This window comes from Haloterrigena turkmenica DSM 5511 (assembly GCF_000025325.1).
GTDB lineage: Archaea > Halobacteriota > Halobacteria > Halobacteriales > Natrialbaceae > Haloterrigena > Haloterrigena turkmenica.
On the sequence record NC_013744.1, the window covers coordinates 301,285 to 314,457 of the forward strand.

12 protein-coding genes and 1 pseudogene are annotated in these 13,173 nt (G+C 54.7%); 7 read left to right on the plus strand and 6 right to left on the minus strand.

Annotation, left to right across the window (positions count from 1 at the left end):
* Positions 1–122: 122 nt before the first annotated feature.
* The 3 genes from HTUR_RS19910 to HTUR_RS19920 all read left to right on the plus strand — a co-directional run bounded on the left by HTUR_RS19910 (position 123) and on the right by HTUR_RS19920 (position 4,336).
* Entirely contained in the window at positions 123–800 is a 678-nt protein-coding gene (locus tag HTUR_RS19910; RefSeq protein ID WP_012945131.1) for an IS6-like element ISHtu2 family transposase, read from the plus strand.
* Positions 801–1,171: 371 nt separating this feature from the next.
* Positions 1,172–1,573, plus strand: coding sequence for a hypothetical protein (locus HTUR_RS19915; protein ID WP_012945132.1), 402 nt, complete (start codon positions 1,172–1,174; stop codon positions 1,571–1,573).
* A 111-nt stretch (positions 1,574–1,684) separates the two neighbouring features.
* The gene (locus tag HTUR_RS19920) at positions 1,685–4,336 is read left to right on the plus strand and encodes a PAS domain S-box protein (protein ID WP_012945133.1); all 2,652 of its coding nucleotides are present in this window, start codon (positions 1,685–1,687) and stop codon (positions 4,334–4,336) included.
* A 196-nt stretch (positions 4,337–4,532) separates the two neighbouring features.
* Here HTUR_RS19920 and HTUR_RS19925 read toward each other — a convergent pair whose 3' ends face one another.
* The 3 genes from HTUR_RS19925 to HTUR_RS19935 all read right to left on the minus strand — a co-directional run bounded on the left by HTUR_RS19925 (position 4,533) and on the right by HTUR_RS19935 (position 5,864).
* Entirely contained in the window at positions 4,533–4,928 is a 396-nt protein-coding gene (locus HTUR_RS19925) for a type II toxin-antitoxin system VapC family toxin (RefSeq protein WP_012945134.1), read from the minus strand.
* The gene (locus HTUR_RS19930) at positions 4,925–5,122 is read right to left on the minus strand and encodes a DUF7557 family protein (RefSeq protein ID WP_049941965.1); all 198 of its coding nucleotides are present in this window, start codon (positions 5,120–5,122) and stop codon (positions 4,925–4,927) included. The genes HTUR_RS19925 and HTUR_RS19930 overlap by 4 nt, the downstream gene beginning before the upstream one ends.
* Before the next feature lie 466 nt (positions 5,123–5,588).
* On the minus strand, positions 5,589–5,864 hold the full coding sequence (locus HTUR_RS19935) for a PadR family transcriptional regulator (protein WP_012945137.1): 276 nt from the start codon (positions 5,862–5,864) through the stop codon (positions 5,589–5,591).
* A 242-nt stretch (positions 5,865–6,106) separates the two neighbouring features.
* Between HTUR_RS19935 and HTUR_RS19940 the strand changes: the two are divergent.
* Positions 6,107–6,325 (plus strand): annotated as a pseudogene (locus tag HTUR_RS19940) (DUF955 domain-containing protein); the annotation flags it as partial.
* A gap of 68 nt (positions 6,326–6,393) precedes the next feature.
* Here HTUR_RS19940 and HTUR_RS25740 read toward each other — a convergent pair.
* Together HTUR_RS25740 and HTUR_RS19950 are read right to left on the minus strand one after the other, a co-directional pair.
* Positions 6,394–7,401: an agmatinase family protein gene (locus tag HTUR_RS25740; protein WP_012945138.1), complete on the minus strand. Its 1,008-nt coding sequence runs from the start codon at positions 7,399–7,401 to the stop codon at positions 6,394–6,396.
* Positions 7,394–8,734, minus strand: coding sequence for an aspartate aminotransferase family protein (locus HTUR_RS19950; RefSeq protein ID WP_012945139.1), 1,341 nt, complete (start codon positions 8,732–8,734; stop codon positions 7,394–7,396). The genes HTUR_RS25740 and HTUR_RS19950 overlap by 8 nt, the downstream gene beginning before the upstream one ends.
* A 199-nt stretch (positions 8,735–8,933) precedes the next feature.
* Here HTUR_RS19950 and HTUR_RS19955 point away from each other — a divergent pair, with 199 nt between their 5' ends.
* Positions 8,934–10,307, plus strand: coding sequence for an NAD-dependent succinate-semialdehyde dehydrogenase (locus HTUR_RS19955; protein WP_012945140.1), 1,374 nt, complete (start codon positions 8,934–8,936; stop codon positions 10,305–10,307).
* A 20-nt stretch (positions 10,308–10,327) separates the two neighbouring features.
* Here HTUR_RS19955 and HTUR_RS19960 read toward each other — a convergent pair whose 3' ends face one another.
* The gene (locus tag HTUR_RS19960; RefSeq protein ID WP_012945141.1) at positions 10,328–10,831 is read right to left on the minus strand and encodes an Lrp/AsnC family transcriptional regulator; all 504 of its coding nucleotides are present in this window, start codon (positions 10,829–10,831) and stop codon (positions 10,328–10,330) included.
* Positions 10,832–11,205: 374 nt separating this feature from the next.
* Here HTUR_RS19960 and HTUR_RS19965 point away from each other — a divergent pair, with 374 nt between their 5' ends.
* Complete coding sequence (locus HTUR_RS19965) at positions 11,206–12,195, plus strand: ornithine cyclodeaminase family protein (protein WP_012945142.1); 990 nt, start codon at positions 11,206–11,208, stop codon at positions 12,193–12,195.
* 53 nt (positions 12,196–12,248) lie between these two features.
* Positions 12,249–13,151, plus strand: coding sequence for a pyridoxal 5'-phosphate synthase lyase subunit PdxS (gene pdxS, locus HTUR_RS19970; protein WP_012945143.1), 903 nt, complete (start codon positions 12,249–12,251; stop codon positions 13,149–13,151).
* The last annotated feature ends 22 nt before the right edge of the window (positions 13,152–13,173 follow it).

Consider the following 13,173-nt stretch of genomic DNA (forward strand, 5'->3'; position numbering starts at 1 on the left):
GTTACTGTAACCCCAGCCCGCCAGCACCGTTCGTCGGTTCATATAACTAATAGTAAATATATTCGGGCAGTGTCTAGTTAGGCCAGTTTGAGAAGCGAGCAGGTCGTAGAGCTAGTTTGGCCATGACACTCGCAGACCTGCTCAGCGAGTGCTACGCGGCGGAATTTGATGAATCTTGGGAGCGTGAGCGGACGGCGACGCCCGTCAGGGTGTTCGCCGTCCGCCTCCACGCGACCGGTTGTTCGCTCCGAGAGACACAATCGATTCTTCGCTTGATAGGCGTAGACCGCTCTCATCAAGCACTCTGGCACTGGGTACATCGGCTAGCTGATAGCGTACCAGACCCGCCGACGGCGCAGCCGGCACGGGTCGCCATTGATGAAACCGCTGTCAAGATCAACGGCGACTGGTCTTGGGTGTACGCTGCAATAGACCTAGACTCACGACTAATTCTTGATGTCGCAGTGTTCGGACGGCGAGGCACCGATCCAGCCGCTGCGTTCCTGCATCGATTGACCGAGAAACACAATCTCTCCGACGCTGTGTTTCTCGTCGATGGCTACGGCTATCTGACTGCCCTCTCTCGATTGGGGTTAAGCGGTCAACTCGACTACGTCGAGCGAAACCTGATCGAAAAGTGGTTTCAGACCTTCAAGATGCGAGTTGACCGCTTCCATAATTCATGGGTGGGCAGTCGAGCGAGCGTCAGAGAATGGCTTGAACAGTTCGTACACTATTATAACACACAACGACCGCACCAGTCACTCAACGGACAGACTCCCACCGAGGTGCTAAACTAGACAGTGCCGATGAATCCATTCTCTGTATTCAGCACATCATTTCTGCAGTTATCGAGAGTTGGATAGCGACTCTGGTAACGCCTCCGCCTGTACTTACCGCTGACTCGAGTCCGACTCTACTCTGTTTCCCGGACATACTATAATAGTGAAACCCACAGACAGCACCGACCCGTGGGACCCATACGAACAGTCAGACGACCAGCAAAAAGCAGGCACTGAAGGGGCCTCGAGCGGGCCGCCGACGAAACCGGCCTCACGAGATCGAAACTCGTCGGCCGAGCGGTCGAGTACTACGTCGACGAAAATCCGGATCGAATTCGGGGGTTCTACCCGGACGATTCGTTCGCTACGTTTGTCGAGGAGCTAATTGAATGAGCCGGCCCAACCGCATCCCCGCGATCACCGACGAGTCGGACGCCGAGAGGCTACTCCGACAGCTCCAGAGGGCGACGGAGACGATCCTCGAACCGACCGCGGCCGAAGAGGCGCTCGAGTTCTACCTCGAGGATAAGGCGCGCGAGTGCCGCAAGTCGACCGTCGATTCCCACCGGTCCCGGCTCGGGTTCTTCGTCGAGTGGTGCGAGTCGATCAACGCGGTGCAACCGGGGTTGTTCAAGAAAATCAAGTCCCCGACCATCCCCGACGAGAAGGTCGCCAGAGAGACGACGCTCCACGTGAGCCGAGGGAAGGAGATCGTCACGCACCTTGACCGGTTCGAATACGCATGGGTCGAGCACGTCGGCTGGCTCCTCCTGACCGAGACCAGCGTCTGAAACCCGGAACAAGGAACTAGCACGCCGTCCCATCGTATTCAACCTAAGAGTGGTACCGGATCTGGTCAGTACACGACGATCTTTTCCTCCCCGAGATCCATTATCGTTCGTATGAGCGATCAAGCCGGGACTACACAGGGGGGATTTTGGACGGACGCTACCGGCGAGCGCACAGTCGATCGGTATTCTACACTTGTCAATATGGTTGACGATGGCATCTACCAGCTTGACGCCGAGGGGCGGTTCGTCGCGGTCAACGATGCCATAGTCAGTTTGACTGGCTACGCCCGGGAAGAGCTTCTCGGCAAGCACGCTTCAACCGTGATTGACGACGAGGACGTCAGTCGCATCCAGCGCGAGATCTACCAGCGATTTACAGACGGCGACCGCGAGGGCGAGCCGCTCGAGTTCACCGCCCGGATGGCCGACGGCGAGACCATCCCATGCGAATTGGAGCTACACCTGCTCGTCGAGGATGGGACGTTCCAGGGAACCATCGGGGTCGTGCGCGACATCGCGGACCGCAAACAGACAGAACAGGAGTTCCGTGAGCACGAACTCGAGCTGTTCCGTACCCTGCTTAATCACTCGAACGACAGCGTACTGGTAGTGGATCCGGAGACGGGCCGCTATCTCGACGTCAACGACACTGCCTGTGAGCGGCGGGGATACTCGCGTGAAGAATTCCTTGATCTCACGGTCATGGATCTCGAAACCGAGATTCCCGACCAAGAGGCGTGGCGGTCGTTCGTTGAGGAACTACGTGCCGAGGGGCAACTGACCTTCGACGGACACCACCGCCGCAAGGACGGTACGACGTATCCGGTTGAGGTCAATACTTCCTACGTTGATCTGGATAAGGAGTATGTCCTCGCCATTGCTCGCGACGTTACCAAGCGCCGGGAGTACGAACGGTACCTCGAAGATGCTAAGTCACAGTTAGAGGCAGCAACAGAAGCCGGCGCGGTTGGGACCTGGGAATGGCATATCCCCGAGGACGAGATGGTCGTCGGTACGTCGTTCGCTCGGACGTTCGGCATCGAGCCGGAGGTAGCCTCCGAGGGTGTGCCCCTCGATCAATTTATCGAAGCCATCCATGAGGATGACCGCAAGCGAGTCGAGGTGGCGATCGAGGAGGCCGTCGAGACCTGTGGCGACTACGAGGAAGAATACCGCGTGTGGGATGCTGACGACAATCTCCGGTGGGTTGTCGCTCGCGGGCACGTCGAGTGCGACGATGGCGAGCCAGTCCGCTTCCCGGGGGCACTCACCGACATCACCAAACGCAAACGCGCCGAATTAAAACTCCAGCAGAACAACGAACAGCTGGAGACCCTCTTCGAAGTCCTTCCTGTCGGTGTCGTGGTCGCGGAGGCCGACGGGCAAATCATCCAGGCCAACGACATTGCACACGAGATCTGGGGCGGTGATGTCTTCGACGCTGAGTCCGTCGAGGAGTACGAGCAGTACCCGGTCTGGGATGCTGAGTCCGGCGAGCGCGTCCAGCCAGACGAGATGACGCTCGCGAGGGTCGTCAACGGCGAGGAGGTGCTCGACCCGGACATCTACGAGATCGAGGCAGTCGACGGCGAGCGCCGAGTCATCCGGCTGGAGGGGATGCCCGTTCGTGACGAACATGGCGAGGTGACCCGCGGCGTGGCTACTCTAACCGACATCACCGACCGCCGTGAGGCCCAACGTGCGCTTGAGGAGTCCGAGCGCCGCTACCGAACGCTGGTCGAAAACTTCCCGAACGGAGCAGTAGGCCTCTTCGATGATAACCTACGATACACCGCTGTTGGCGGTCAGCTCTTCGACAGACTCGACTACGACCCGGAGGATCGGATTGGATACCGCTTTACCGAACTCCACACTCCGGATCTGGTTGAGGAGTTAGAACCGCACTTTCGGGCCGCACTCGATGGTGAGGCAAGCACCTTCGAAATCGAATACCAGGGCCGGTACCTGCACGCCCATACACTCCCTGTCAGAGACGCCGACGACGAGGTGTACGCGGGCATGCTCGTGATCCGAGACGTGACTGAGCGACGGGAATACGAGCGTATGCTGGAGGAATCGAACGACCGCCTCGAACAGTTCGCCTATGCCGCCTCCCACGACCTCCAGGAACCGCTCCGAATGGTCTCGAGCTATCTGCAATTGCTTGAACGGCGCTACGACGACGATCTCGACGAGGACGGACAGGAATTCCTCGAGTTTGCTGTTGACGGCGCCGACAGGATGCGGGAGATGATCGACGGCCTGCTCAAGTATTCCCGTGTGGAGACGCGTGGCGATCCGTTCGAGACCGTCAGCCTCGACGATGTCCTCACGGAGGTCTGTGACGACCTGCAAGTAATGATCCAAGAGAGCAACGCTGAGATCACCACTGAAGACCTCCCCCGCGTGGAGGGCGACCACGGGCAGTTGCGGCAGGTATTCCAGAACCTGCTGGACAATGCCATCGAGTACAGCGGCGACGACCCACCGCGGATCTACATCGACGCCGAGCGCGACGGCGACCAGTGGCTCGTGTCCGTCGAGGACAACGGCGTCGGTATCGATCCGGAGGATACTGACCGCGTCTTCGAGGTCTTCCAGCGCCTCCACGCTCGCGGCGAACACGCAGGCACTGGTATCGGTCTCGCGCTGGTTGAGCGCATCATTGAGCGCCACGGCGGCGATGTTTGGGTCGAGTCCGACCCCGGCCAGGGCTCGACGTTCTCGTTTACACTACCTGTAGCGAGTGATTTCGAGACGTAAAGCAACCTCTTTTGCCGGGGCCCTCCCTCATTCGCTTCGCTCATCCGGTCAAACTCCGGCAAAACCCGTTGTAGCATTGGTCGAATGGATGACTGGATTATGAAACTCAGAGACGGGCCTGGCCTGTTCCATATCAACGTAGCAGTGAGGCTTTATACATCTCAAAAAGAAGATCGGCAGTACAAGTAGCAGTTGCTTAGTCGGACCGAAGATTCGTTACCTGCAGTGTGGACTCGAGCACGTCCGTTTGAAAATCCGAATCCGCGACGACGAGGTGATCGCCGGTCGAGCGGGCGGTCGCCGCGATCATCAAATCGCGAACGGCCATCCGTTCGCCGTCGGTGAGGAGTTCGTCTTGCAGCTGTGCTGCCTCGAGCGCGATCTTCTCGTTGAACTCGAGGGAATGGACACCGCCAAAGTGCTGTCGCTCTGCCCGGAGATCGGTGTCGCCGCTGCCGAGTGTTCCAGCGAGGACCTCGTAGACGCAGATTGCCGAGGTGAGATACGGTCCGTCTTGTGATTCGACGAATGAGACGGTTTCATCGACACCCTCGAGCATATCGATGATGACCGAGGAATCGAGAAACGTCATCGCTCGAAGCTCTCACGGGATCGATCGATGGCATCACGGGCCCGATCAGCGGTGTCCGAATCCCATGCACCGACAGTGATTGGCTCCTCGTCGCTTGCCAGTCGCTTGAGTAGTTCATCGAAACTCTCGTCGTCGCGCTTGAGACGATCGAGTTTCGCTTTCGTCTCGTCCGAGACGCGGATGGACGTACTCATGTGCATACATTGTGTATGCAGGGGCTAAGAACTTTCGCCGCGGTGGCTTCTCAACCCTCGGCCGTCGGATAATCGCTCGGATCGATCACCGAGACCTCCCACGTCTCTTCGTCGGTCCGCGTTACCCGCACTGGCTGATCTTTCACGTTGCCGTCCCCGTCTACCAACCCGAGCGCCCGAAGCTCGCTCTTCGGGAGTACATACGATCGGCTCCGAGTGATCTACTCGGACGACACGACGCTCAAACATATCGATTCACGCGAATGGACGCTCGAGAGTACCCACTACGCCAGTGACCGCGTCCGGACCAAACACCCCTTCGACGGGTAACCAGATGCACACCGATGTCACGCTCTGCGCGAGCAAGGCCGACCAGTTCAAACAGATTCAACAGCGCCTCGAGGATCGACGCGGTCACGACCTCTCACGGACTGAAGCCGTCGGTATCTTATCACTTTCTTGTTAATCAGAAATCCATATACTGCTCTTCCCACTCGCGGCGGTCTTCAATTAGCTCCTCACCTTCGTCCGTGATAGCATAGTAATTGGTTCTCCTGTCTAGTTCCCCTTTCTCAACCAACTCTTTGTTGACCACCGTATCCAGATTCGGATATAAACGCCCGTGGTTGATTGCATCACTATAGTACTGCTCTACCTCCTCTTTCACGTCTTGTCCTGAGGGCTGCTCTGCACCTGCGATGACGTACAGCAGATCACGCTGGAATCCTGTGAGGTCATCCATGTGATACATCCCCACAGAAGGGGAGGTTGTTATAAGCACTATACGGACACAGTACGAGAGTGCTATATTCCGACTCTTATCTGTACTCGAGGGGAGGGGAAGCGCATTCAAGAATCAATCCTCACGCACTCTTAGAGAATTAATCCGCATCTCCAACAACTGTGCAAATTCTTCGTCGTCCAGGCCGCTGTAGTCATCCGATACCTATTCTAAGATACATTTCCAGAGATTCACGCGATTAAGTGCTCCACTTCGACGTCGACGACGATATTGAGCGCTCGAAACGCGAGGTTGAGGCTGAAGCCGTCGCGTACGTCGTCGGCCGGTACTACGGGCTCGACACCAGCGGATCAGCGTTCTACCTAGCTGCGTGGGAGTCGGACGATCCAGAGGTCGTTCGCGACCGGTTAAATCGAATTAGTCGGACTGCAGAAGAACTCCTCGAGGCCCTCGAAAACTGACCCTCTTGCAATTTCGTTAACCAACAGACAGCTGGACCCACTCAAAGGTGCTCGAGAGATCTATTTGCCTACTCAGCGAACTGTCGCTCAACGAGTGTTACAAGTAGGTATGCTGCGAGTGTCTGAGTTGACTGGGTTGGATCGTAATTTGGAGCAACCTCCATCAAATCTGCAGCACCGACTGCCTCGTGAGTACCGAGGATTTCCATAATTGTAAGAGCCTGATGACTATTCAGGCCACCTGGTTCCGGAGTTCCTGTTCCAGGTGCGGTACTAGGATCAACCGAATCAATGTCGAACGTTACGTAGACAGCGTCTGTATCTTCAGATGCGTTCTGTATTGCTTCTGTTACAACGTTGCGAATTCCCTGCGCTTGAATGTCCCGCATAGTGTAAAGATTCAATCCAGTTTCTTCGGCGAACTCGAAGAATCCCGGTGCTTCGTACCCTCGAATCCCTATCTGACTGATATGCTCGTAGTCAGAATACTCTGACTCTGCAATCAACCGTGTACTCGACCCATGAAAGTGATCTCCGAAAACTGGGCTTCCATCTGAGGTGTCACTATGGGCATCAATCTGCACCAGACCAACATTGTCGGCGTCGATAGCTTCAGCAAATCCACAGAAGGACGGGTAGGTACAATAATGGTCGCCGCCAATCAGTACTGGAAACGCCTGCTCAGCCGCAGTAGCAACGTGAGCAGTGATACTATCCGCGGATTGCTTTTGATCCTGCGGAAATACAGGGATATCCCCACAATCAGCAATTTTCAAGTCATCATAATCGACTTGAGCACGAGTATTCATGTTTGTGAGACCGCTCTTGTATCCCGAGAGGTAAGCCCACCAAGTGCTAGCCTTTCGGACTGCTTCCGGACCGTATCGGGCACCAGGTCTGTTGCTTGCAGCAGTATCAAGCGGTGCACCGAGCACTGCCACATCTATATCTTGGAGATCATCTACGTTTCGAGGATCTCCCTTGAGAAACGTCTGCTTGCCTGTGTATGCGAGTTCAACTTCCGCTCCCTCGTGGCTTTCTCGGAATTCACGCGCGCGTGAGTAGTCATTACTCATCGTCTGTCACCTCCACAAGAGCGGCCCGGAACTCTTCAACTGCTCGGTAGAGCTGATCTGTGGTAATAGTGAGTGGCGGCTGGAAACGCATGACGTTCTTGTAGTATCCGCCAACGCCCATGATAATACCCCGTTCCTGTAACTTGTCAGAAACGGCCGACGCCAGTTCCTTGTCAGGTGCAGGGGAAACGCCCTGGGTTCCTGTCGTATCTGGGTCAACGATTTCGATCCCCTGCATGAGACCGAGCCCTCGAGTATCTCCCACGACATCGAAGTCAGCCTCGAGTTTAGCGAGGCGGTCCGAAAGATACTCCCCCTTCTCAGCGGTGTCGGCGATAATTCCGTTTTGAAGTTCATCGATGGTCGCCAGTGCGGCAGCACAGGCGACAGGATTGCCACCGAACGTCGAAAGATGGTCGCCGGATTCGAAGGCATTCGCGATCTCCGCTGAAGCAGTGAACGCGCCGAGCGGAAGTCCGTTCGCGATCCCCTTCGCTTGCGTTAGAATGTCCGGTTCGACATCGAAGTGCTCAGTCGCGAACATCTTCCCAGTCCGCCCGTAGCCGGTCTGAACCTCGTCGAGTATGAGCAGCGCATCGTGTTCGTGGACGATTTCTCGGACACGCTCTAACCATCCCTCGGGCGGAACGATAATGCCTGCTTCCCCCATAACGGGTTCAATGATGACCGCCGCTAGATCGCCACTAGTGTGCGATCCGATGACGCGCTCGAGTTCGTTGGCGCAGTCAGCATCACACCGATCGCCGTCACAGCGGGGACAGCGGTAGCCGTATGGCGGTGCGCTGTGTGCGACGTCATTGATCGTCGGCGCCATTCCTTTCTTATAAGATTTATTACCAGTAAGCGCTAGGCTCCCGAGAGTGCGGCCGTGAAACCCCATCTCGAGGGAGATAACCTCTTTCGAGCCGGTGTACTTCCGAGCGAGCTTAATCGCGCCCTCAACGGCTTCAGTCCCCGAATTACAGAAGAAACTCTTCTGTAACTCGCCCGGAGTTATGTCGGCGATTCGTTCCGCAAGGTCAGCAACCGGCTGATTCGGATGGACATACGAACAGCCGTGAACGAACGTATCGAGTTGTTCTTTCGCGGCATCGACAACGGCTTCGTTTCCATGGCCAACGTTTGTTACAGAGATGCCGGAGAACGTATCGAGATATTCATTCCCGTCAAAGTCCTCGAGTTTGCACCCAGACGACCGCTTTACTGGGACGTTGAGTGACTTCCAAATAGGCATCAGGTGGTCATCGTATTGGGAAATAACGCTCTCGTTCGATCCTTCTTCGCCTGGCGAACTAGATTTCTGTTCAGCCATATGTATATTGATTGGATCGCATGCTAATAAATCATACTGAATAGAACCATGTACAGCTAAACCGGGATGGATTCCACATGATATTTTCTGATGGTCTTGGACGAGGTACTAATAAAAATCCAATTTCGGAATATTTACCAAGATCAATCCAGGAAGCTAGACTAGGTTGCACTACGCAACCCGGGGCGCAATCGAACTCATGAAATCCATCAATCCAGCAACTGAGGAAGTCCTCGCAACGTACAAAGAAGATGACACCGGAACGGTCTACGCTCAGCTAGATACGGCTCGGGAAGCTTTCGAATCGTGGTCTGAGAGATCGGTTTCCAGCCGAGAACGTTTATTAGCAAACGTCGCTGATGTACTGCGCGAAAACATTGATAAATATGCGAAACAGATAACCATAGAAGTAGGGAAACCGCTCGATCAGGCGGTTTCCGAGATCGAGAAATGTGTATGGGTATGTAATTACTATTCCCAGCATTCATCCGAATATCTACAGAATGAACATATCGGCACTGAACCGGGGGCGAAGACGTATGTCTCGTATGAACCACTGGGGGCTATCTTGGCAATAATGCCGTGGAACTATCCATTTTGGCAAGTATTCCGATTTGCAGCCCCCCATATTACGTCCGGTAACGTTGCTATCTTAAAGCATTCTCCGAACGTATTTGGCTGTGCACAGGCCATCGAAGACATCTTTGAAGAAGCAGGTTATCCGGACGGTGTCTTCACATCAGTCCAAGTGTCTGTAAATCAGGTTTCGGATATCATCGAAGACGATCGAGTCAGGGCAGTTACACTGACCGGCAGCACACGGGCGGGCAAGGAGGTGGCAACGATAAGTGGCCGTGAGCTCAAACCAACCGTTTTCGAACTCGGGGGGAGTGATCCCTTTGTTGTCCTAGATGATGCTCCAGTCGAACGCGCAGCCGAAGTCGGTGCGACAGCACGAACTCAGAACGCCGGTCAGTCTTGTATCGCAGCGAAACGATTTATCGTTCACGAGACGGTCTTCGATGAATTTCTCGAGCGATTAACGACGGAATTTAAAGCACTTACTATCGGCGATCCGACCGACGTGGAAACGGACGTCGGTCCCCTGGCGAGAGAAGACCTACTCGAAACACTCCACGACCAGGTGATGACGTCTGTCGACGCTGGAGCGACCTTGCATCTGGGCGGTGAACCGCTCGATCAATCGGGATACTTCTACCCGCCCACAATCTTGGTCGACGTTCCCGATGAAACGCCCGCAGCGACCGAAGAACTATTCGGACCCGTCGCTACTGTGTTCAAGGTCGAAAGCGAACGGGAAGCACTTCGAATTGCGAACGATACTCAGTACGGACTCGGTGCAAGCGTTTGGACAACGAACACGGATCGCGGCGAATCCGTTGCTCAAGAGCTCGAAGCCGGGAACGTGTTCGTAAATCAGCTCGTCAAGTCTGATCCTCGAGTCCCATTTAGCGGGGTGAAGGATTCGGGTTATGGAACAGAGCTTTCGCGACATGGGATCCACGAGTTCGTGAATAAGAAGACGATATGGATCGAAGGACAAGGTGAATAAAAGAAGATAATCGGCGTCTGTTACGTATCGCTCTCTGATTTATCCGTAATGGACTCGACTAACGTCTCATACTCGAAGTCATTGATCGGATTCGGTTCATCTTTGACGGTTGAAATAACGAATTTCGAACTAGTTCGTTGTATCTCGTCGATGGCCTCGTATTCCTCAACGAGAGACTCGACCATTTCTCGATTGGGCACGTGAGATATGACTATGAAGTCGGTGTCACCCATCGTGAAATACACCTGGTTGACACCCTCGATCTCGGCTAGTTTCTCACCGACGGACTCGTGGTATCCTTCAGCGAACTCTGCATAAATTTCACTGATAAGCGTCAACGACAGTCCGGCCTTCTCGAGATCGAGATCATAAAGATCATTCTTTAAAATCCCATTTTCACGGAGTTGGCTCAGTCGATAGTGAACTGTCGATTTGGGGATATCTGTCAGTTCGTGAATTTTATCTGGACTTCTTACCCCTTCCGATGCAACAGCCATGAGAATTCTGATATCTTTCTCGTCCATGGGTTCTTGGCCAGACATAGGTTCCGACCGTTGTTATCTACATGCGCCGGGTCTATGTCCGTCTCTATGGTATCTTTAATCTAGATGCCTATAATTGTTACTACCTAGCTGTGCAATGTTATCTTCTCCTGTTGGATGAGATGTTAAAATTGCCATCTGATGCGGAGAGATAGGGAATTTAACAGTGCTAATGAAAGAGCGGCCAATAATCGATCTCGCTGAACACATGTCTCATTTGGGAGTGCAACTAAACCGTCTTACATTTCAATAGCAGAGGTTGTGTCGTATCGTGTTCAGGAATTATAGCTTATTTAGAATGCAGGACAATATTGCCGAGTCAATTGGATCTTTATCCCGTAGGCGACTCTCCTAGCATGACTATGCTCCTGCTTTCCAGCGAGGAAGTCAACGAAAACGCGAAGATGAAAGACGTCATTCCGGCAGTGGAAGACGCCTTTGCAGCCTACCATCAAGGAACAGCACAGATGCCGGCTAAGTCATATATCGAGCTCAGTCAGTACAACGGTGACTTCCGTTCAATGCCCGCATATCTAGAAGCGGATGATTGGGACGCTGCAGGTATCAAATGGGTCAATGTCCACCCGGATAATCCGGAAAAACATGACTTCCCGACCGTGATGGGGACGATGATTTACTCTGACCCCGAAACCGCACTCCCGCTCGCGATTATGGACGGAACGGAATTAACGATGAAACGTACCGGTGCGGCAGCCGCAGTCGCGACTGATCATCTTGCTGTCGAGGGCGCTACGACGCTTGGAATCATCGGCGCGGGTATTCAATCCTATTCACAGGTCGAAGCGATCACTAAGGTACGCCCAATCCAAGAAATTGTCATCAGCGATCTCGATGAAGAACGAGTCGAGAACTTCGTCCAGCACTTCGGGGACCGATTTGAGGTCCGAGAAGGAACAACCTCGGAGGCGGCATCGTGCGACGTCCTCTCTACTGTGACACCGGTTAGAGATCCGATCGTCAATCGTTCCGATGTCGGCGACCAAACTCATATCAACGCGATGGGCGCTGATGCTGAAGGGAAGCAAGAACTCGCCGATGAAATCCTTCTCGAAGCGAAATTGGTTATTGACGACCACGCTCAGACGACCCATTCGGGGGAGATCAACGTGCCCTATTCTGAAGGCACTCTTACCGATGAGGATATCTACGGCGATCTCGGAGAAATCGTGGCAGGAGGAAAGGACGGCCGAACGGCTGCAGATGGTATCACCGTTTTCGATAGTACTGGATTAGCGATCCAAGACGTCGCTACTGCACACGTGACTTACCAAGCAGCCCATGAGAACGGAAACGGAACAGAGTTCGACCTACTCGGTCAGGCATAGCGGACCGTTCTGAGAGTAAACTAATTTCTTCACAAACACCATTAGTGATTTCAATGACAAGTGATGTAGAGGGACTTCGTCAAGGTACTGAACTCGTTAAGCGAGGCTTTGCCCAGATGCAGAAGGGTGGCGTCATCATGGACGTTGTCGATCCCGACCAAGCCCGCGTAGCCGAAGACGCCGGTGCGGTTGCTGTCATGGCTCTTGAAGCGGTGCCAGCAGACATCCGCAAGCGCGGCGGCGTCGCCCGGATGGCCGACCCCGCTGACGTCCGAGAAATTGTCGAAGCCGTTTCCATCCCCGTGATGGGCAAGGCCCGCATCGGTCACACGAAGGAAGCTCAGATCTTAGAGGCTGTCGGCGTTGATATGATCGATGAATCTGAGGTCCTCACACCGGCTGACGATGCCTACCACATCGATAAGCGCGAGTTCACCGCACCGTTCGTCTGCGGTGCCCGCGATCTCGGTGAGGCCTTACGCCGAATCAATGAGGGTGCGGCGATGATCCGAACTAAAGGTGAAGCCGGCACCGGCGACGTCAACCAGGCCGTCCGCCATCAGCGCCAGATCAAGGGTGCGATCCGCGAACTCGAAGGCATGTCCCACGAGGAGCGTGAGGCCTATGCTCGCGAGATCGAGGCACCCGCAGATCTAGTGCACGAGACTGCCGAGATGGGCCGCTTGCCGGTCGTCAACTTCGCCGCGGGCGGCATCGCGACGCCGGCCGACGCCGCGCTCATGATGCACCACGAGTGCGACGGTATCTTCGTCGGCAGCGGCATCTTCGGTGCCGAGAATCCCTCTGCGATGGCCGAGGCGATCGTCGAAGCGACGAACAATTGGGACGATCCCGAAGCGCTCACCGAAGTCTCAAAGAACCTTGGCAAAGGGATGAAAGGAAACGCGAATACTAATCTTCCTGAGGAAGAGCAAATACAGAGTCGAGGGATCTGAGAAGTTCGAGATCGTTGGATAT